The organism is Oryzomonas japonica (assembly GCF_008802365.1).
Classification (GTDB): domain Bacteria; phylum Desulfobacterota; class Desulfuromonadia; order Geobacterales; family Pseudopelobacteraceae; genus Oryzomonas; species Oryzomonas japonica.
Genome location: NZ_VZQZ01000003.1, coordinates 344249 through 364137 on the forward strand (window position 1 = coordinate 344249; position 19889 = coordinate 364137).

The following is a 19889-nucleotide window of genomic DNA, read 5'->3' on the forward strand; positions in this document are numbered from 1 at the left end:
GCAGAATGAAAAGCTACAAACACTGGGGAATCTTTTCCAAGATCATGAGTCTGTCGTTGTTGACCTGGGTGATGCTGGCGCTGGCGGCGACCTTTGCTCTGGTGCCGTATATCCGGGGGCTGGTCATGGATGAGAAAAAGGATATGGTTCGCTTTCTGGTTGAGGAGGCGTCGACCATCCTTGCCACCTATCAAAAACAGGCCGAGGTGGGAATACTGACCCAGGAAGACGCCCGGAAACGGGCCGCCGCGGATATCAGGCAACTGCGTTACAACGGCAAGGAATACTTTTTCATCAGCGACCTCAATAATCGGCTGATAGCTCATCCGCTGCGCCCGGAAAACGAAGGCAAGGACATGAGTTCCTTCAAGGACGCCGACGGGAAGTTTATGTACCAGGACTTCACCAAGGCGGCGTTGAGTGACAAAGGTGGCGGGTTTGTCAGTTATCGCCAGATCAAGCCATCGGCGAGCGAGCCGCTGCCGAAGCTCAGCTATACCAAACTTTTTAACCCGTGGGGCTGGGTGGTGGGAACCGGTATCTACATCGATGGCGTGGACGAGGATATGCGGCATGTGCAGTTCGGCATCTGGACAGGCCTACTGGTGATCCTGGGGCTCAGCGTCCTTGTGGCCGGTTTGGTTTCCCGCTCCATCACCCGGCCGGTCAAAGAGGTGGTGGAAACCATCAAGGACATCGCCCAGGGCAAGGGTGACCTGACCAAGCGTCTGCCGATCAGCGGTAACAACGAGATCGGCGAACTGAGCGAATGGTTCAACACCTTTGTGAACAAACTGCACGGGATCATCTCCCAGGTATCGGGCAGCGCCCTTCAGCTCTCCTCGTCCGCCAACGAACTGCAATCGACTTCAAAGGCGATGTCGCAAAGCGTGGGGAACCTTTCGTCCCAATCCACCTCGCTGGCCACGGCCGGGGAAGAGATGTCGGCCACCTCCTCGGATATTGCCGGCAACTGCCATCATGCAGCCACCAATGCCGGCGGCGCTTTGGGCAAGGCTGCCGAGGGCGCCGAGGTTGTGAACCAGTCCATTGAGGTCATGCAGGCCATTGCCGAGCGTGTCAAGAACGCCGCCGATACGGTCGAGACGCTGGGCAACCGCTCCGATCAGATCGGCACGATCGTGGGCACCATCGAAGATATTGCCGACCAGACCAACCTGCTGGCCCTGAATGCCGCCATCGAGGCGGCCCGCGCCGGGGAGCAGGGGCGCGGTTTTGCCGTTGTGGCCGACGAGGTGCGCGCCCTTGCGGAGCGTACGACCCGCGCCACCAAGGAAATCGGTGAGATGATCAAGGCGATCCAGAAGGAGACCCGGGGGGCGGTCCATACGATGGAGCAGAGTGTTGCCCAGGTCGAGCAGGGGAGCACCCATGCCGCCGACTCCGGCAGATCGTTGCAGGAGATTCTTGTCATCATCACTGATGTGACCGAACAAATCAGCCAGATCGCCACGGCTGCCGAAGAACAGACGGCCACGACCCGGGAGATCAGCCACAACGTACTGAGTCTGAACGAACTGGCGCACCATAACAGCGCCGCGATCCAGGAAACCGCTGTAACTGCCAACAATGTTTCGCAGCAGGCCGAGGAGTTGCAGCGGCTCGTAAACCAGTTCAAGCTGTAGCACCCGGCCATCCATAATGCGAGCCCATCGGAACGAAGGTAAGGTTTGTCAAGTCTCGCTGGAAGGCGAATGGACCGTTAATTCGGTTGCCGACCGGATCCCCTGGATCGCCCGGCAATCCCATCTGATTTCGGAGCAGGCCTTGCGCTTCAGCGAATTCTGTCCCGGTGCCAGGATAACCACCGAGATCGACCTGAGGGGCATCACGGCCCTGGACGAAAGTGGCCGCCGGATGTTGGTGATGTGGCTGGGTCACCTTGATCATCGGGGGTTTAACCCGGTGATCCGACCAGCGAATAGGGGCTCTTTCCGGGATGTGGAGTGGAAATCCACACCGTCTGCCCCCGCCGATTGAATCTGGGGATGTTGATCGTATGTTCACTGAGGACGAACGGAACAACCTCTGCGGGATCCAGTAGGAACAGGTTTGCCGGGTCCCTGCCCGGTACGGACTCCATCCCACCGTAGCAAAGGGGGTGGCTCTGTAAGATATTTCGACAAGGGCGCCCTGATTACTTTACAGAGATGACCGTCGGGGTGAGCGTACCCCGGTGCGGGCCATGATGTGTTTGGCCCATTTCCAACTTGATGTTGGATTGGGAATCTGCTAAAGGTTCAGCCATAATAAATTTTGTCCCTGACTTTATCCAAGAGAAACGGAGGCCTCGAGCTCATGGCGGTAACATGCTATGTATTCGAGGTTTTTTTGTAAATACTCCATTTCAAATCTCCATAATTCCTATTCTGATTGAGGATCAATTCTTGCATTGATTGCAGATGCCGGACTCGTCCCCCTCGAAGGAGATGGGTCGCAAGAGGGAGCGCCGTATGTTGCTGGTGGCCGTGGGAGCGATGTGAAGCCCCGACAACGCCTGGTGCCGCTTCCGGTGTTTGGCCGTTAGAAACCGCAATTAGGCGGAATCTGACCCCCTGGGACACGTATGCTTTGTGGGGGCACCGGCGGATTGGTTGCGGATTTTGAGGGGTTAGAAACAGTATGAACGAGAATTTTTTTCAGACGGTTTTCGAACAGGCAGCGGAAGGGATTGTCCTGATCGATGGTGCCAGCAGGTACCTGCTGGAGGCGAATAAGGCCTTTGCGGAACTGGTCGGCTATCCCGAGGAACTGTTGTTTTCCATGACCCTCAATGATTTTATCGACCTTTCTCCGGTGGGGGTCGAGAGGCTCTATAATCAGGCTCTCACCGGGAAAGGCCAGTATGTCGGCGAGGTGAAATGCCGGCGGCAGGGCGGCACCCTGATCGACGTGGAACTAAGGTTGAGCCTGATCCATTATGGGGAAAAAGAACTTTTCTGCGTCTTTATGCGTGATATCACCATGTACCGGCGGGTGGAAAAGGACCTTCTGGAAGCGGGGGGCAGGTTCCGGCAGGCGGTCTTTGCCGCGCCCCTTCCGATCATGATTCATGCCGAGGACGGCCTCGTGGTGGTGGTCAACAGTGAATGGACCAAACGAACCGGCTATGCCTTCAAGGATATTCCCACGATTGATGCCTGGGTGAGGAAAGCCTTTGGCACCGACTCCGCTTCGATGTTCGAGAAGCTCGGTTTCCTGTATAAAACCGAGACCGCTTGCACATATGAGGATCTGTCGGTGACCACCAGCAACGGCGAGAAGCTCGTATGGAACTTTTGTTCCGCTCCCGCAGGCACCCTTCCCGATGAGCGCCGTCTGTTCATCACCATAGCCATGGACGTTACCGCGGGCAAGCGCACCGAAAATGATCTCAAGGCCGCACTTCGCGAAAAGGACAACATGCTGAGGGAGGTCCACCTGCGGGCGAAGAACAATATGCAGGTCATCATGAGCCTGCTCAACCTGCAGTCGAGGTACCTAAACAATCCCGGTGCCCAGGAGTTTTTCAAGGAGAGCCAGGAACGAGTCCGGGCCATGGTGCTTATCCATGAGATGTTGTGCAACTCCGGTAATCCGGCCCGGATCGATTTCAACGAATATGCGCGGAGCCTGGTGGGGGGTATCATAAGCGCCTACAGCCCCAACCAGAGTAATCTCCAGGTGGAAATGCGCATCAGCCGGATAGCCGTCAGCCTTGAAATAGCCGTGCCCTGCGGCCTTATTATCCACGAACTGGTTTCCAATAGCCTGAAACATGGCTTCCCGGACGTCAAAAACGGAATGATCAGCATCGATTTCGATTGCGACGAGGCGGGGTTATACACACTTGTGGTAGGCGACAACGGTATCGGCCTTCCCAGGGGGCTCGACATGGAGGCACCGGCCACCCTTGGCCTGAGCCTGGTCACTACGTTGGCCAAACAGCTCCAGGGGGTCGTTGAATTTATCGGCACCTCCGGAACGGTGTGTAAAATTTCATTCAGAGGATAGCCCCGGGAGGGGAAGCGAACATGTCCGGTAAGGTGAAAATACTGGTCGTCGAGGATCAGGCCGTTATTGCGGAAGATCTCAAACAAACGTTGCAAGGGATGGGATACGACGTCCCCGCCGTGGTCTATTCCGGGGAATTCGTCCTCGATACGACGGCGGAGGAACGGCCCGATCTCATTCTGATGGACATCTCCCTCGGGAAAGGCGACGACGGCATCATGGTCGCCGAAAAGGTCCGCGCCCGTTTCGACATCCCGGTGATTTACCTCTCCTCCCATGCCGATGACGAAACGTTCCAACGTTCGCTCCTGACCGGCCCCTTTGCCTTCCTTTTAAAGCCGTTTGATTCCCTGCGCCTCCGTCAGACTATCCAGATTGCGCTCGCCAAACATGCGATAGAAAAGCAATTGAAGGAGAGCAGCGAGCAGTACCGCACCATTTTCGAGGTGAGCGGCAGCGCAATGATGATCGTGGACGAAAACGGCACCATTGCCATGGTCAACGAAGAGTTCGAACACCTGTCCGGTTACCCCAGGGAAGCGGTCGAATATCGGAAAGAGTGGTCGGACTTCTTTGTGATGGAACAGTTTGCCGCCAAAGAGATCCAGCAATGCCTGAAAGGGACGGCCAACGGAGCGGCTTCGTTGGATGCCGCCTCCCTGTTCATCGGCAATAACCAGCGTACCAGCCATGTCTGCACCAAGATCAAGAAGGTGCCCGGCACGGAGCGGTGCGTTGTGTCGCTGATCGACATTACCGAGATCAAGCGCGCCGAAGAGGAAATCCGCACCCTCAATGCCGAATTGATCAAGGTGAACATACTCCTGAAGGAAGAGGTCGCCGAACGTAGAAATTCGGAAAAACAGCTCCAGCATCAGGCGAGTCACGATGCCCTGACCGGCCTCCCCAACCGGGAACTGCTCTTCGACCGCCTGAAGCAGGCCCTGGCCTACGAGGACCGGCATAATAACCTGCTGGCACTGATGATCCTCGATCTGGACAATTTCAAGACGGTTAACGATACGCTCGGCCACGTTGTCGGAGACATCCTCCTGAAGGACGTGGCCAAACGTCTCCAACAGTGCATGCGGCAGTACGATACGGTCGCCCGGTTCGGCGGCGACGAATTCGTCATCGTCGTCAACGAGATGCCGGACATCCACGACATCGTAAAGTTTGCCGAAAAGGTGCAGGAGTTATTCCAGCGGCCGTTCTATATCCTGGAGCAGCCCACCTATGTGACGACCAGCATCGGCATCTCCATCTACCCGCTCCAGAGCACCACCGTCGAGGGGTTGCTGAAAACGGCCGACATGGCCATGTATCAGGCCAAGAGGGAGGGGAAAAACTCGTTTCAGTTCTTCACCGAATCCATGAGCCTCAAGAGCGACGAGCGGGCCATCATGAAGAAACGGCTGCGTTCCGCGTTGGAACGGGAAGAATTCCTGCCCCACTATCAGCCGCGCATCGACGCCACCACGGGAAAGATCACCGGGATGGAGGCGCTGATGCGTTGGCAGCCCAAGGGGGCACCCCTGGCCTTTCCCGTGGAATTTTTCCCCATGCTGGAAGAAAGCGGCCTGATCGTCCCGGCCGGCGAATGGTTGCTCGATAAGGTGTGCCGCCAGAACAAGACGTGGCAGGATCGGGGGATGGAGCCGCTCCGCGTGGCGGTAAACACGTCTGCCCGGCAGTTTCACCAGGACGACTTCACGGAAAAGGTCGCCCAGGCCCTTTCCGCTACCCGGCTCGATCCGCATTACCTCGAAATCGAGCTTCCGGAAAAGATCATCATGGACAATATCACCGAAAGCGTGCGGAAGCTGGGGGAGTTGCGGGAGATCGGCGTCAAGATTTCCCTCGACAATTTCGGCACGGGCTACTCATCGCTCAGCCACCTGAACCGGCTCCCCATCGACGAGTTGCAGATCGATAAGTCCCTGGTCAACAGCATTACCTTCGATCCGGGCGAGGCGGCGGTGGTTTCCGCCATCATAACCATGGGGCACAGCCTGGGTAAGAAGCTCGTGGCCGAAGGGGTTGAGTCGGAGGATCAATACCTGTTCCTTGCGCATCAGCGGTGCGAAGAGATGCAGGGACACTACTTCAGCAGACCGCTGCCGCCGGACGACTTTGAAAAGCTCGTGCGGCTGTTTCCCGTCCCGACGTAACAACGGCAGCTAGGCCACAGAGCCACGGAGGTACACAGAGAAACACAACATCATTGGGGAAAACCAGCCTCAAAAATTAGTTGTTGTTTCGTTTGCCTTACTCCCGATTTTCTCTGTGTCTCTGTGGCTCTGTGGCAGAATCTGAAAGGTTAACTGGTCACAAAGACGATGTTCCCCTCAAAGGCCTTTTCAAACAGGTCCTTTTTGGCATTACCGCCGAAAATCTCCACCGATATGTCCTCGGTTCCCAAGAGTTTTATCCGGTAATCACCCTCGGTGTGGAGAAGCTCCACCACCTCCACCAGGCCGCTCCGGCGCCGGTCAAGACCGTCGGCGAGGCGCAGGATGCCCCCCAGTCTGCAGACGGTCTGCTGATCCTTTTCCGACATGCGCAGGAATTCCACATGTTTTTTCTTGGGGAGCGATTTGCGGTGATAACGGGCGATCTGGGCGATCATCTCCCGCTCCTGGGGAGCAAACCCGAACAGGTCCGCGTGGCGGATCAGGTGGTAGGAATGTTTGTGATGGCTGTTGTAGCTGATGAAGTAACCGATATCGTGCAGGTAGGCCGCCGCTTCGAGCATCCTTCGTTCCGACTTCTTCAGACGAAATTCCTTGCTCAGGGAGTCAAACATGGCCAGCGCCATACCGGCCACATGACGGGAGTGGGGTTCGTCGAAGTGGCAGGAACGGGCAAACTCCAGCGCCGACTGGCGCCAGTTGCGTTGGCCCTGTTCCTCCGCCATGAGCCCGAGCCGCCTCATGCACCGGATGATCAACCCCTCGCGGATGCCGCGCTCGTTGACCAACAACGTGTTGGCGCCGAAAAAACGCATCAGTTCGTCAACGACACCGAGACCGGCCACAATGATGTCGGCCCGATCGGGGTTCAGGCCCGGTATCGCCCGCCTCCCCTTGATGTCCCGCCGCATCAGCATGGCCAACAGGTGCACCAGTTCGGAGCGCAGGGTCTCGTAGCCGTGGACCGATGAATACTCCTGCCGCCGCATGTTCATGACCATGTAGCCCAGGGAGGTGATGGTGCCGCCGGAGCCGATGAAGGTCTGGACGGCGAGTTTCTGCCCGGAAAAGGCCCTCTTGAGTTCTGCCCGCACGTGGCGTTGAAACTTCTGGAAATCGGCCGTTCTGATCGGATCGGTGGGGAAAAAGCGCTCGGTCAGGACCACGGCCCCCAGGTCCAGGGAATAGTACTCTTCGATATGATTTCCCTGGGCCGTGACGATCTCCACGCTGCCGCCGCCAATGTCGATCATGGCATACCGTTTGCCGTTCATCTCGAAGTTGTGCAGGGCGGATATGGCGGCCAACTCGGCCTCCTCTTCGCCGGAAATGACCCGGATCTCCCGGCCCAGTTCCCGGCTCAGGGCCTCTACCAATTCGGGGCCGTTGGCTGCGCTTCTGACGGCGCTGGTGGCCACCGCCTCGACCTCGGTCACTTTCAGGCCGTCGATCAGTTTGCGGATGCGGCTGATGGCCTCCACAGCCCGGGCAAAAGCCGCGGGAGAGATGGCTCCGGTCTTGCTGAGCTGTTCGCCGAGGCGCACCGTGGCCTTCTCGTCGTCCAGGACCATGAAGCGCCCCTGCTGCCCCGCTTCGACCACGATACAGCGGATGGAGTTGGTGCCTATGTCGATAGCTGCTAGTCGGGTTTTTTTCATTACAGGCCTCTTACACCGAGAATTGGTAACGGATCGGGTGCTTGTCGAACAGCAGGGCAAGGTGTTGAAGATGGTTCGCGGCCAGGCGTGTGACCAGGGCGTCGAGCGCCGCTGCCCCGGCAGGGGTAAGGGGCGTTTCGTGGGCGAAAGCCTCGAACACCCTCAGATCGTTGAGGTCGCCGAGCAGTTGCTGATACTCTTTGAGCCGTTCCAGGGTCTCCCGGTAATCCTGCTGAAATATCTCGGCGGCGATCTCCAAAAAATAGCGCCACCGTTTGACGGCTATCCGCAGCGCATGGCGGTTTCGCGCGTTTTCCCTCACAAGCGCCCCCGGAAGGTGATGACAGACGTCACCATACAGGCGCAGACCCTCTTCCGAAAAATATGCCGGGAGGGAGGCCGGCACCCCATGCCTGTGTCGGCCGTCAGCCGGTTCCCGCACACATGTGGCGTAGCGGTCGATCACCTGTTCCATCCTGGTCGTATCCAGCTTTTTCAGTAGCCTCTGAACATTCAGGGCCTCGGATTCCCGCCTGGCGCGCAGATGGAGCAGTAGGCGGGCGAACGCGTCGCCTGTTCCCCGTTTGTCGGGGATGTTTCGGGAAAAGAAGAGGATTCCTTCGTCCAGGTTGCGCAGCTCGCCAATGCCGCGGGTCAGGCGCCGGATCGACGAACGGGCGTGGGGCGCCTCGTCGCCGGGGCACAAGGTCCCGAAAAAATCAAGCGCAGCCCTGAGCCGGCGCGTTGAAACCCGCAGGTCATGAACGGCGTCCACATCGTCACTGCGCAGGCAGGCCTCCCGGTTTTTGAGCAGGCCTTTCCAGCGCGCCCTGACAACGGCGATGGCGCGTTCCCTGTAGATTTCTCTGCTGTCGTCAGGCTCCGGCACGGATTATCCTCCGTAATACGGAATAGGAACTCCTAAAAAATTTTAGCCCGCTTCGGCGGGATAGCAATCCTCTCCCGGCCGGAGGATATCGGGGCTATTGTATGCACTGGGCCGATTAAAGCAAGTGTTACGGCACGCCGTCATGTCCTTGTAACAAAACCTTCTTCCAGAATCCGGTGCAGCCGCGCCACCTCCTGTGGGGTAAGCTTCCGGTCCCGGTACACGGCTCCGGCATAGATGGCCGCGAATTCCCGGACCCTGGCGTTCCCGGTCTGTCCGGCGGTTTCGAAGAGCCCCTGGCTGCCCGGTTGAACCCTTACTCCGCAATCACGCTCGACCAAACGGTAGAAACGCCGCAACAACCGCTCGTTACGCGATGCGAACAGCCACGGGCGGCGCACGATGACGATCAGGGCGAAGGCCAGGACCATGGACAGCAGGAGGTAGGGCAGGGCAGCCCGGGCCGCCTTTCCCATCTCGAATTTTTGCAGGCGCTTGCCGGCGCTGCGGGCTATTTCCACCTGCTGCTCGAAATCATAGGTGACGATGGTGCGGTTCCAGGTGTGGTCGAGGGAGTCCAGAAACAGGCGCAGCTTCATCGCCGGGCTTCGTTGCTTTCCGTCCCCCCACACCGCCCCGGCATTGCTGGCAAAGCTGCTGGGGTCCACCCGTAGCCAGCCGCGGCCTTCCAGATATGCCTCGACCCAGACATGGGCCATATCGTCGCTCACCAGGTAGTAGCCCCCTAGGTCGTTGTAATCCCCGCCCAGGTAACCGCCAACCAGCCGCGCCGGGACACCGGCGGCCCGCAGGAGCAGGGCGAAGGCGGAGGCAAAGAACTCGCAGTGTCCCTGTTTCTTTACAAACAGGAACTGCTCCAGGGCGTGTTCGCCGGTGGGGAGATCGCGCATGCTGTAACGGTAGTTGCCGTTGCGAAAATGCTGCTCCAGCAGCTCCAGCCTCCGGGCATCGTCGGTCCCTCGCCGCCTGATGTCGCCCGCCAGTTGTTTCACCCGCTCCGGGATGTCGGTGGGCAACCTCAGGTAGAAGAACCGGTTAATGCCCCCTGCCGTCGGCAGGATACCCGAGGTTATTGATTCCGTCCGGTAGCCCAGGCGCCGGGTGAGCGGCACCGGATACTCAAAGGTACCGTCCGAGGCGCCCCGCGCCCTGGGCAGGGCGATAATGGCGGGTGCATCCAGGCTGAAGAGGGCGCGGGAGGGCCCCGGCTCCGGGTAGACCGTCTGGGCGATGCGCGCCCCTTTGTACAGCAGATGTTCCGACGGCACGGTCGCATCCCGTACCCAGCGGTGCCCCTCCATGCGATTGAAGACCGTGCCGCGCCAGTAGAGTTGTTGTTGCGGTTGCCGGGGCATCTCGGCCCGGAAGGCTATGGTCCGCGACTCCGCTACGGTGGCGCTGGTGCCGGGCTCGACCTTGTCGCTGAAGCCGGAGGGGCGGGCCGCCGGGGCGGCCATGATATTCCATAAAGGAATCTGGGTGCGGGGCAGGATCGGAAAGAAGAGCAGCAGGAGCGGCAACGAGGCCAGCGGCATCAATACCCCGACGGCCAGCACCTTCCGCAGGTGGGGGCGGGACAGGGCCATGCGGCTGTCCTGGGCATGGAAGGTGAGGAGAACCAATGATACTGCTACCAGCAACAGCATGAGGGTCAGGTAGAGCAGGAATATGGGGCTGAGGTCGAACAGGGATGATGAGGCCAGGCAGAACAGGGACAAGGCCGCAATCTGCAGATGGTGGCGCACGCTTTTTTCGCCGCACAACCTGACCGCCAGCATGATGGCCAGCGCGCTCACCACCGGCTGGACCGGGTTGGCGCGGCTGAATTGGAATGCATAATAGAGGAACACCGGCAGGACGGCCAGGTTGAACTGCCAGTTTTTGAGGGGCCAGACTCCCCGGCGCTCCTGCCAGATACCGGCCAGCAGGCCTGCCGCCAGGGCCATTCGCGGTGTTGCGGCCAGCCAGGGGAAGAGCGGCACGATTCCGCAGAGGGCGATGGCGTAGGAGAGAACGGCTGTGAGCGAACTAATCGCGACCATAGAGGGCAAGCTCCGCCAGCAGTTTCAGGCCGTGGTGCCGGCCGGTTTCGGCCGGGATGACCTTTCCGTTGCACCTGAGCCCGACCGGCCGCAGCCCTACCCAGCGCCTGACCAGCCAGGCCGCGCGGGAGATGCGCTGCTCCAGCCCCTGTCCCGGCAAGGAGTCGAGATCGATGACCAAGGGCGCCGCCGTCTGTCGGCCGAACTCCTTGACCAGCAACTCCTCGCTGCGGGCAGAGAGCTTCCAGTGAATCATCCGTAACGGCTCGCGGCCGGAGTAGGTTGCGATCCGTTCCAGTTCGCCGTCCAGGCCCCGATCCTGCCGGGAGTTGCTTCCATGGCGTTGCGCCTCGTCACCGTCGCCGACTGTCACGCCGGCCTGCAGCCGGGGAAAGACGATAAAACGGCAAGCCGTAGCAAATGTCCAGTAGCGGGTGAAGAAGTTCACCGGAAAGGTGGAGCTTATGGTAATCCGGTCAAGGACGGCATGCCCCCGGTCGGGGAACATGAGTGAGATGCTCCCCTCGGTCGAGACCCCGCAGCCTATCAGGGGGAAGGTGATCCCTTGACCACCGGGGCATTCCAGTCGGACCAGGAAGGAGGGGCTGTGCCGTTTGGTGTTGTGGATGCGCAGGCGGAATGGTGCGGCGATTTCGGCGAATATCTCGGCCGGAGGGACGATTTCGGGGATGAGCCCCTTGATGTTGCGCATGCCGGCATACCCGGTGACCGACATGAACGCCAGCAGCCCGGAAACCACCAGAAACAGCAGGTTGTTGCCGGTGTTGACGGCCGAGAAGCCCAGCAGAAGGGTGATGGCGATGTAGAGTGCCCCCGCCTTGCTGATCTTCAGGCCAAAGGAAGCGCTATGTCGGCGATGAGTGCCCGTAACAATTCTCCCCTGTCAACGGTTTCCTGATCGGGCCGCATGACCAGGCGGTGGGCACAGACCGGGACTGCAATCCCCTTGACGTCGTCCGGCGCCACGTAATCGCGCCCCTCCAGAAAAGCGGCCGCGCGGGCAGCCAGGGCAAGGCTGATGGCGGCCCGGGTGGAGAGGCCGGTCTGGATCATGCCGTGGCTGCGGGTGGCCGCCACCAGGGCGTAGATATAGTCGACCACCTTGTCCGAGAGGTAGATGTCGGTTTCGACGCACCGGCGCGCGGCCAGGATGTCGGCAGTCGAGGCCACCGGCGTCATGCCGCCGATCCGCTCGCGGATGCCGCCTCCGGCAATGATGCCCTTTTCCAGGTGTTCCGGCGGATAACCGATGCCGGTGCAGATCAGGAAACGGTCGAGTTGGGATTCGGGCAAGGGGAACGTGCCGCTCTGGTCGGAGGGGTTCTGGGTGGCGAACACCATGAAGGGGTCGGGCAGGTGGTGCGTCGTCCCTTCCACCGTCACCCGCCGCTCTTCCATGGCCTCCAACATGGCGCTCTGGGTGCGCGGCATGGCACGGTTGATCTCGTCGAGGAGGACGATGTTGTTGAAGATCGGCCCCGGCAGAAAGGCGAAATGCCCTTCTTCCCGGTTGAATACCGACAGGCCGGTGATGTCCGAAGGGAGCAGATCGCTGGTGCACTGCACCCTGCCGAAGGAGAGGCCGGTAATACCGGCCAGGGCCAAGGCAATGGTCGTCTTGCCCAGGCCGGGCAGATCCTCGATCAGGATATGCCCACCGGTCAGGAGTGCGACCATGGAAAGGCGCAGCACCTCTTCCTTGCCATGGAGATAATCACGGCTGAGGGTGTCGAGTATCGTTGTTATGGTACGGTTATGGTCGGGTAGCGCCACGTTCTGTCCTTTTATGGATGCCGATGGGGGAAGGATGGAGCAAGGGGTAGCTTTTACTGATAGACAGTTTACCACAGGTGCGCGTAAAAGTGCATTCGGATAGCCGTGTGATGTGGAATGTTCGTGTCCACGGTGGGGCAGGGTAGACACACGGTCTACCCTGCAAACACGAAACGGGAGATGGCGTCCCCCGTTTCGTGTTTGCAGCCATATTCCATAAAAACGGACGGTGGGGGTGATGGCCCGACCGCCCGCTGTCTTCCTGTTATGAGAGTTTGAACAGTCCCACGAGCCGTTTCAGGTCATGGGCAAGATCCGCCAGTTGATTGGCGGCGGTGGCCGTTTCTTGCGCCCCGTCCGCCGCCCCCTGGACGACGGTGGTGACCCGCTGGATATTGCAACTGATCTCACTGGTGGTTGCCGTCTGCTGCTCGGCGGCGGTAGCGATCTGGTTGACCTGGGTCACGACGGCGCGAATCTGTTCGATGATTTCAAAGATCGCCTCTCCCGAACTGGCGGCCTCTTCGGTTCCGGCCTCCACTTCCTTAACGCCTTCTTCCATGGTGGCGACCGCACTCTTGGTCTCGTTTTGAATAGCCTTGATCATTTTGCCGATTTCGTGGGTGGCCTTGGTGGTCCGTTCCGCCAGGGCGCGGACCTCATCGGCGACAACAGCAAAACCGCGTCCCTGTTCCCCGGCTCGGGCCGCCTCGATGGCGGCGTTCAGAGCCAGGAGGTTGGTCTGGTCGGCGATGTCCTCGATGGTGCCGACGATCTCCCCAATCTGGTCCGATCTGCTGCCCAACGATTCGATGGTCGTCGCCGATTCCCGCACCTTGTCGGCGATGCGGGCCATGACATCAATGGTCCTTGAAACCACTTCGGCACCGGCAGTAGCGGAATCGTTCGCCTTGTCGGACTCCTCCGCCGCCGCGGTACAATTCGTGGCGATATTGCTCGAAGTTGCCGCCATTTCCTCGCTGGCGGTGGCCACCGTGTCCGTCTGACTGACCGCATCGTCGATGCCCGCGGTCATTTTTTGGGATGTACTGAGCAACTGGTCCGCGGAGGACGACAGTGCAACTGCATTCTGGGCGATCTGGGACATGATGTCGTGGATCTTGGAAATGAGCTTGTTGATTCCAACTGCAAGATGGCCGATCTCGTCGTCGGACGACACCTGGATGACCGTGGTCAGGTCGCCGGCGCCGCTGGACAACTCATCGACCTTTTTGGAAAAAGCCAGGATATGTTTGATGATTGCCGCTCTCAGGAAGAGGAAAATCGTTCCGAGCAGGACGAAGAAGAACAAAACGCTGGTCAGAAAAAGGGTTATGGACGTCTCTTTGGCGCTGTCATACCCCTCTTGGATGGAGGTTTTCAGGAGCATTCCCCCCAGGAATTTGGGGGCGGCGTCATGGCACTGCTTGCAGCGTTGCTCATTTTCGAAGGGGATGGCGAGGTTGAGGGCTTTTACGCCGTTTTCTTCGCTTTTGAACTCGATGGTTTTGCCGAGTTCAAGCGCTTTTGCAATGGCGGGCTGCACCGCGCCGTCTTTGGCTTCAGACTCCTTGCCGTGCTCGTCGTAGATCTTGAGGTCGAGAAACAGTTTCTTCTCTTTATTTTCACGAATGTACTTATTGACCTCTTTCGAGTCGCCTTTCATCATGTAATCATCGATGTCTCTGATGAATATCGCCGCCAGGTTGCGGGTATTCTTCAACTGCAACGTCATGGTCGAGGTGGTTTGTTGCCAGATCGAAATCGCCATCATGGCTGCCAGGCCGCAGCCGAGTGAAATCCCCAGGATTACCAATACCTTGAAAGCCAGCTTTTTTCTGAGCATTCCCTTACCCCTCTAACCGATATGTGTGTCGAAAGGTGAAAACTATAGCTGATGGCCGTCAGGTAAGTCAAATGGTGAAAATATGTATACACATATAATCGATTGAAATGGCGAGCTTATTATAATTTAATGAGTTTGTCAGAACTTGATGTGTACGCCGATGCCCAGTGATTGGGGGGGCGTGCTCCTGTCGCTCGTGGGGGGCTCACTGGTGAAATGCAAATATTTGTAGTCAATGACGAGCGACGAATTGCCGCTCAGGTTGAAGCTGACGCCGGCCTGGCCTGCCACGCCTGTTTTCAGTTTTGTGGGAGCGTCCGTAACGGTTGCATCCTGGGGGAGGGCATAGGCCACACCGGTTCCGATGTACGGAGTGACATTTTTCAGCAAACTGAAGCCATATTTGGCGGTCAGCAGGCCGGGGCTCTTGCCGGTCGTATCGGTGGCAACAGGCCGCAAGATGCCGTATCCCAACGAAAAACCGTCCTTCTCTTCGCCGGCGCAGCAAACGGCAGCTTTCAGGAGGGCCACACAGGCTACGGTTGCCACCGACAGGAACTTCTTTTGAAGCTTTACGCCTCGCATGTGGTTACCTGGTGTAATGTCCATTCTCGATTCTTTTGCTGAATGTTTTGAATGACCCCTTATGAGTGCCCATCTCCGGCGCATGCATGGGATGGGACCAGATATAGGTGGATATTCTCCGTTCAATTGGTGATAAAAGCAACGCCAATATGTACACTCCCACAAACGCAGCGATGAATAATCCGAGCATCATGCCTGTCGCATAGATAAAGCTAAGGAAAGCTGTCATACCCGCCATCCTTTCCGGGCGGTCCATTTTGCCCTCTAGTCCCATTATACGCCTATTTCCGCGATCAGCAGCGGTGATATTTCGCAATGGCGTACCACCATCGACAATGCTGGGAGGCGGGGTGCGGTGATCGAGTTGTTGACATTAAGGATAAAGATGATATCTTTTATCCTTAATGGGGTCGCAGTGAATTACCGGGAGGCTAAAAATGCAGAGACCAGAAAATCATGATAGCAGCCGAGATCGAAACCAGAGGGTGTTGCAGAAGGTGATGCCGATAGATACCGCCGTATCCACCGGAGTCATGGGCGTGTTCACGCTTGGCGTCATACTCTTTGCCGGCCTCATGGCCAGGATGTGGTGGGTTGCCCACAGTTGAGCAAGCTCTTTCCGTCCACTCTTTGCCGCTCGTGGTAGTGTGCCGTGCATCGAGAAAGTCGGTTTATAACGTTGTTCACGATGGAAATTGCCCATAAGGCACCCCGTAGCTAACCCTCCGTGCTACGGGGATTTTTTTGTCAAAAATTCAAAATTGATGTCGCAATCCAATGAAGTGGTGGAACAGCCCTGGCGCCCTCGAGCTGCTGTGACCGCCACCGGTTGGGTGGCGGCTGGTCATGCCGACCCGATGCCCGCCCCTGGGTAATCAGACGACCTCGCACACCTCGATGTGCCCCAGGTAGCGCATGCGTCGTGGGCCGGGCCGGTAGTCGTTCGCCGAGACAAAGGCGAATTCCCCCTCGTTTTCGTCCAACGGCCGCCCCTCCCTTTCGAATACGACGATAGCCTTTTCACCGACGACGGTATTATTGATCTCCTGCCAACTGAAGAGCGCCATATAGCCGTCGTTGGAAGTGAGCTTCAGGTACAGCCTGTTCGGCGCATGATGCTCCGTTATGACTACGGACGCCTGTGCCAGGATATCCCGCAGCAATACCCCGCGATAGCTCTTGATGGTCCCCTTCTCCGTGCCGCTGCCGCAGATAATGGGTAGCGCCCCGGTCTCCAGGGCGGTCATCTTGCGGAGATCGGCAACGCTCAAGCAAAGAGGCCTCTCTACACGCCCTGTCACCTTCAGCTCATGAGACATGTATTCCGGGCCGTATTTATGCTTTCCATGGGGCTTGGTCCCTGGTTGTATGTTCTCGGCGTGGTCCATTATACCTCCTCTTTTGAGCTGTATTTTCTTATGACCTGTTTCGCGTTCCCGGTAATCCTGGACTTTTCGTTTCAGATGCCGAGGGCTCCCGAATGTCCGCACCCCGTGGTTACGGTTTCCAACGCATCCCCAACCCGGTTGTGTCTATAATGGTTCGGGGCACCTATTTGCCGGTGGGCTGCGGCTCGGCAACCGGGGGCAGGGCCAGCGCCTCGGCCTCGGTCCGGCAATCGCGGATAGGTAACAGCCCTTTGGTGCGTGCCGCAGCTAGCTCGGCCTTGGCGGCCTCCAGGTCCGCCCGGAAGGCGGGGTCGACATGTAAGCGGGCTACCATCGCTGCGGCAACGGTACGCCCCTCATTCACGTCGCTCAACCAGTGCACGTTGCACACGATCCGGCTCTGGCCAAAGGCCCTGCCCCGAATCAGGACCGCATCGGCCCGTTCCGGCGCGATTTCACTCAGGATGAGCGCCCAGGTCCACCCGGCCGTGGTGTGCCCCGAGGGGTACGAGCCGCTTGTGCGCAACCGTTGTTCGTCGCCTGGGGTACAGATCCGCTCCCCGTTCACCATAAAGGGGCGGGGGCGCTTATAGGTATCCTTCGGCCGGGAAACGGCGTTACCCGCGTCGGCCAGGGTACGGCGCAGCAGGCGGAAGAGGCGAGGGGTTTCCTGCTCGGTGATGCGGGCGTTCAGGGCACAGGAAAAACTTTCGGCCGCAGCCGGAAAGGAAAGGTCGGCATCCTGGATAGCCAGCGCCCATCGGTCCGAATCCCGCAGGGGAAAGCTGGCGCGGCTGGTTTCCTGGTCGAGCGCAAACGCGGTCGAACCGGTGGCAGGTGGTGGAGGGAGCAGCGCCACCATGTCGGGCAACTGCTTGGCCGGCAAGTAGCCCAGAATCCCCCCCCGGGCGGTTGGAGCCGTGTCGTGCTTTTCCACTGTTGCACACCCTGTCATAAGTACCAGGCACAGCAGCATTGTTGCCATGTTTCCCATACGTCTTCCCTCTCTTTTCATCCCGCTATGATAGTGCTTTCGCTTCAGGTTGGGCAATCTGCAGGGATGTCCCTGCCGTCATTTCTATCCTATCGGGGGTAGTCACCCTTTTTCGGCCATCTCGGTGATCGTGCGCCGATATGCGGTAGAATAGGGCTCGATCGGGAGACCTGCATTGGAACGAACAGAATGATTGCTGCGGGTATGCAGCATAATTAACCGGCACTCTACGATGGTTTCAAGCTTGCAAATCCTTTGTTTCCGCGAGCTTTCGTATTAATCGCACGATAATGGGTTGCAGCACATTTCCTGACATGGATGTTTTGCTACTGGCATGGTACAGAGGGAGCAAGGGTTTCAAAACTTCCCGCTTCATAAACTCCATCAAGTCACGGGCCTGTTGCTTGGCCCTTTCTCGGATAGTTACGTTCCGGGCGATGCACATGACCCCCACGATTTCGCCACTCGGCAAAACCCAGGGGAATTTGGTGACGGAAACCTTTACTATTTCGCCATTTTTGTGGGTTATTGTTTCGCGTTGGTCTTCAATAGGTTTGCGATGCTTCATCACCCAAAGATCATCTTGAAGGGCCTTTTCAGCTTGATCATGGGGCAAAAGGTCAAAATCGGTGTAACCTCGGATGGAGTCCATGTTGAGACCATAGTGGCGGGCCTTGGTGGCACTGGCGCAGATTATTTTCCCACCCGTGAACTCGCCCCGTTCATTGGCAAAATATTCCTTGATTACGATGGAATCACTCGTATGTTGCATGAAAGCATTGAATATCAATACTTCCTGCATCGATCTTCCCATGGACTTTTCCTTTCGTGCAACGATACCCATAAATGGGGAATTCACTGGGAGAATCACCGATTGTAAGATTGTACTATCCACAATTACAACATGTTGTTCTGTTTTATCAACTTCAAAGTTGAGTTCAGAGTTCTTTTGACTGGCTGGGTGCAACTAGGGCGTGCGTACAGAAAAATAGCGGTATCCCGCAGGGAATCCAGGTTCCGTTTCATGGTGCCGTCCCAATGGGATAACGGTTGTCGTATAGCAGAACAGGCTGAAAAATCATGCGTTTCCAGGCTGTTCTGCTGAATCTCCAACGAAAATAATTTCCTGAGGCTTGCGCTGTTACAATTGGTGGGCAATGTGGTGTGGCAAGGTTTGGTTCTTGCGATGGAAGACGCAGTTACAAGGAACAGCCGCCGCCGATGAGGCCGACTGCGTCGGCACGGCACTGTTGGCAGCCCCTGAACTGGCTGATGATCTGTTCGTTGGCCGCCCGCACCGTTTCCAGGTATTCCGGCGACGGCGGAGCGACATGGGCCAACTCCGCCTGGGGGATGATCGGCATGACGTTCATGACAAAGGCTCCGTACTCGCTGACCTTGTCGGCGATAAGTGGTATCTGGCTGTCGTTGATGCCGGGGGTCAGCACCGTGTTGACCTTGACCACCAGACCCTGCTCGGCGGCCAGGCGCACCCCTTTGAACTGGTTTTTGATCAGGATGGCGGCTCCCTCCTCACCCCGGTAGTGGGTGCCGTGGTAGATCACGTGGCGATAGACCTGGGCCCCGACAGCCGGATCGAGGGCATTGATGGTCACCGTAAGGCTGTGCAGGTTGATCTTTGCCAGGTCCTTGAGCCGCTCGGGGAGCAACAGGCCATTGGTGCTCATGCAGAACAGCAGTTCGGGGAACTCGGCCTTCACCAGGCGAAATGTTTCAAAGGTTTCCTCGTTGGCCAGCGGATCGCCGGGCCCGGCGATGCCGATCACCTTAATAACCTTTCCGAGTTGTTCATCTGCCATGGTGCTGCGCACCTGTTCCAGGGCCTCCTGGGGGGAGAGCAGCCGGCTGGTGACGCCGGGGCGCGATTCGTTGGCGCAGTCGTGCTTGCGGTCGCAGTAGCCGCACTTGATATTGCAGCGCGGCGCCACCGCCAGGTGGATGCGGCCGTTTTTGTGCCGGTTCCCGCCGAAGCAGGGGTGGCCATGGGTGACGCGGTCCTTGGTGCATGATGATATGGTCATGGTGCAATCTCCCGTAGAAAACGAAAAGAGGCCGAGGGAATGGTTCCCCCGGCCTCCAGTTGTCTAGTCAGCGCGGAATAAGATATTTTGTTATTGGTCTATGACGGTGGGGACGTTGGCTTGTTAAATCCCGCCGCCGTCCACATATCCGGTTTTGTTGAGCCGGATCTTCTCGCTCTTGTCTACCTGGATCACCCGGCCGTCCTGCACCACCAGGGTCACCGTGCCGAAACGGATCGAGCTCAGCGCCTCACGCACGACCTGCTCCAGGTCCCGGCTCCATGGTTCAGGGGTCGGGGCGGCCATCAGATGCCCTCGAACAGCGGCGTGGAGAGGTAGCGTTCAGCCGCGTCGGGAAGGATGGCGACAATGGTCTTGCCGGCAAATTCGTCCAGTTTGGCGAGTCGCACCGCGGCGGCAGCCG

At 58.3% G+C, this 19889-nt stretch carries 17 protein-coding genes; 5 read left to right on the plus strand and 12 right to left on the minus strand.

The features are described from left to right. Window positions 1-5: 5 nt before the first annotated feature. The 4 genes from F6V25_RS07380 (at window position 6) to F6V25_RS07395 (ending at window position 6185) form a co-directional block, all read left to right on the plus strand. Window positions 6-1646: a methyl-accepting chemotaxis protein gene (locus tag F6V25_RS07380; protein WP_151127951.1), complete on the plus strand. Its 1641-nt coding sequence runs from the start codon at window positions 6-8 to the stop codon at window positions 1644-1646. 16 nt (window positions 1647-1662) lie between these two features. After that, window positions 1663-2001: a hypothetical protein gene (locus tag F6V25_RS07385; protein ID WP_151127952.1), complete on the plus strand. Its 339-nt coding sequence runs from the start codon at window positions 1663-1665 to the stop codon at window positions 1999-2001. A 642-nt stretch (window positions 2002-2643) separates the two neighbouring features. After that, window positions 2644-4014 (plus strand): sensor histidine kinase, encoded by a 1371-nt coding sequence (locus F6V25_RS07390; RefSeq protein WP_151127953.1) that lies wholly within the window; start codon window positions 2644-2646, stop codon window positions 4012-4014. A gap of 20 nt (window positions 4015-4034) precedes the next feature. Further along, window positions 4035-6185: a GGDEF domain-containing response regulator gene (locus F6V25_RS07395; RefSeq protein ID WP_151127954.1), complete on the plus strand. Its 2151-nt coding sequence runs from the start codon at window positions 4035-4037 to the stop codon at window positions 6183-6185. A gap of 149 nt (window positions 6186-6334) precedes the next feature. On the opposite strand, the gene F6V25_RS07400 is transcribed toward F6V25_RS07395, so the two are convergent. From F6V25_RS07400 to F6V25_RS07430, 7 genes are all read right to left on the minus strand, one after another. Beyond that, window positions 6335-7864 (minus strand): Ppx/GppA phosphatase family protein, encoded by a 1530-nt coding sequence (locus F6V25_RS07400; RefSeq protein ID WP_151127955.1) that lies wholly within the window; start codon window positions 7862-7864, stop codon window positions 6335-6337. 10 nt (window positions 7865-7874) lie between these two features. Next, window positions 7875-8753, minus strand: a complete 879-nt coding sequence (locus tag F6V25_RS07405) for a CHAD domain-containing protein (protein ID WP_151127956.1) — start codon at window positions 8751-8753, stop codon at window positions 7875-7877. Window positions 8754-8893: 140 nt separating this feature from the next. Further along, window positions 8894-10816: a transglutaminase TgpA family protein gene (locus F6V25_RS07410; RefSeq protein ID WP_151127957.1), complete on the minus strand. Its 1923-nt coding sequence runs from the start codon at window positions 10814-10816 to the stop codon at window positions 8894-8896. Then, window positions 10803-11552: a DUF58 domain-containing protein gene (locus tag F6V25_RS07415; protein WP_246166990.1), complete on the minus strand. Its 750-nt coding sequence runs from the start codon at window positions 11550-11552 to the stop codon at window positions 10803-10805. The genes F6V25_RS07410 and F6V25_RS07415 overlap by 14 nt, the downstream gene beginning before the upstream one ends. A 113-nt stretch (window positions 11553-11665) precedes the next feature. Beyond that, window positions 11666-12610 (minus strand): AAA family ATPase, encoded by a 945-nt coding sequence (locus F6V25_RS07420; RefSeq protein ID WP_151127959.1) that lies wholly within the window; start codon window positions 12608-12610, stop codon window positions 11666-11668. A gap of 265 nt (window positions 12611-12875) precedes the next feature. Beyond that, the gene (locus F6V25_RS07425; protein WP_151127960.1) at window positions 12876-14456 is read right to left on the minus strand and encodes a methyl-accepting chemotaxis protein; all 1581 of its coding nucleotides are present in this window, start codon (window positions 14454-14456) and stop codon (window positions 12876-12878) included. Between the two features lie 138 nt (window positions 14457-14594). After that, window positions 14595-15041, minus strand: coding sequence for a porin family protein (locus F6V25_RS07430; RefSeq protein WP_191966111.1), 447 nt, complete (start codon window positions 15039-15041; stop codon window positions 14595-14597). Between the two features lie 437 nt (window positions 15042-15478). Here F6V25_RS07430 and F6V25_RS16965 point away from each other — a divergent pair, with 437 nt between their 5' ends. Next, complete coding sequence (locus F6V25_RS16965; protein ID WP_191966112.1) at window positions 15479-15649, plus strand: hypothetical protein; 171 nt, start codon at window positions 15479-15481, stop codon at window positions 15647-15649. Window positions 15650-15916: 267 nt separating this feature from the next. Here F6V25_RS16965 and F6V25_RS07435 read toward each other — a convergent pair whose 3' ends face one another. From F6V25_RS07435 to F6V25_RS07455, 5 genes are all read right to left on the minus strand, one after another. Continuing rightward, window positions 15917-16429: a molybdopterin-dependent oxidoreductase gene (locus F6V25_RS07435; RefSeq protein ID WP_151127962.1), complete on the minus strand. Its 513-nt coding sequence runs from the start codon at window positions 16427-16429 to the stop codon at window positions 15917-15919. Between the two features lie 163 nt (window positions 16430-16592). After that, window positions 16593-17366: an acid phosphatase gene (locus tag F6V25_RS07440; protein ID WP_218043532.1), complete on the minus strand. Its 774-nt coding sequence runs from the start codon at window positions 17364-17366 to the stop codon at window positions 16593-16595. Window positions 17367-17661: 295 nt separating this feature from the next. Next, window positions 17662-18237, minus strand: coding sequence for a PAS domain-containing protein (locus F6V25_RS07445; protein WP_191966113.1), 576 nt, complete (start codon window positions 18235-18237; stop codon window positions 17662-17664). A 385-nt stretch (window positions 18238-18622) separates the two neighbouring features. Further along, entirely contained in the window at window positions 18623-19465 is an 843-nt protein-coding gene (locus tag F6V25_RS07450) for a radical SAM protein (protein ID WP_151127964.1), read from the minus strand. A 123-nt stretch (window positions 19466-19588) separates the two neighbouring features. Then, on the minus strand, window positions 19589-19771 hold the full coding sequence (locus F6V25_RS07455) for a YezD family protein (RefSeq protein WP_151127965.1): 183 nt from the start codon (window positions 19769-19771) through the stop codon (window positions 19589-19591). Window positions 19772-19889 lie beyond the last annotated feature (118 nt).

Excerpts from the sequence above, each read along its gene's own strand:
- F6V25_RS07380 (WP_151127951.1), top strand. The coding sequence starts at position 6 with ATGAAAAGCTACAAACACTGGGGAATCTTTTCCAAGATCATGAGTCTG.
- F6V25_RS07385 (WP_151127952.1), top strand. The coding sequence starts at position 1,663 with ATGCGAGCCCATCGGAACGAAGGTAAGGTTTGTCAAGTCTCGCTGGAA.
- F6V25_RS07390 (WP_151127953.1), top strand. The coding sequence starts at position 2,644 with ATGAACGAGAATTTTTTTCAGACGGTTTTCGAACAGGCAGCGGAAGGG.
- F6V25_RS07395 (WP_151127954.1), top strand. The coding sequence starts at position 4,035 with ATGTCCGGTAAGGTGAAAATACTGGTCGTCGAGGATCAGGCCGTTATT.
- F6V25_RS07400 (WP_151127955.1), bottom strand. The coding sequence starts at position 7,864 with ATGAAAAAAACCCGACTAGCAGCTATCGACATAGGCACCAACTCCATC.
- F6V25_RS07410 (WP_151127957.1), bottom strand. The coding sequence starts at position 10,816 with ATGGTCGCGATTAGTTCGCTCACAGCCGTTCTCTCCTACGCCATCGCC.
- F6V25_RS07415 (WP_246166990.1), bottom strand. The coding sequence starts at position 11,552 with ATGTCGGTCACCGGGTATGCCGGCATGCGCAACATCAAGGGGCTCATC.
- F6V25_RS07425 (WP_151127960.1), bottom strand. The coding sequence starts at position 14,456 with ATGCTCAGAAAAAAGCTGGCTTTCAAGGTATTGGTAATCCTGGGGATT.
- F6V25_RS07430 (WP_191966111.1), bottom strand. The coding sequence starts at position 15,041 with ATGCGAGGCGTAAAGCTTCAAAAGAAGTTCCTGTCGGTGGCAACCGTA.
- F6V25_RS16965 (WP_191966112.1), top strand. The coding sequence starts at position 15,479 with ATGCAGAGACCAGAAAATCATGATAGCAGCCGAGATCGAAACCAGAGG.
- F6V25_RS07435 (WP_151127962.1), bottom strand. The coding sequence starts at position 16,429 with ATGGACCACGCCGAGAACATACAACCAGGGACCAAGCCCCATGGAAAG.
- F6V25_RS07445 (WP_191966113.1), bottom strand. The coding sequence starts at position 18,237 with ATGGGAAGATCGATGCAGGAAGTATTGATATTCAATGCTTTCATGCAA.
- F6V25_RS07450 (WP_151127964.1), bottom strand. The coding sequence starts at position 19,465 with ATGACCATATCATCATGCACCAAGGACCGCGTCACCCATGGCCACCCC.
- F6V25_RS07455 (WP_151127965.1), bottom strand. The coding sequence starts at position 19,771 with ATGGCCGCCCCGACCCCTGAACCATGGAGCCGGGACCTGGAGCAGGTC.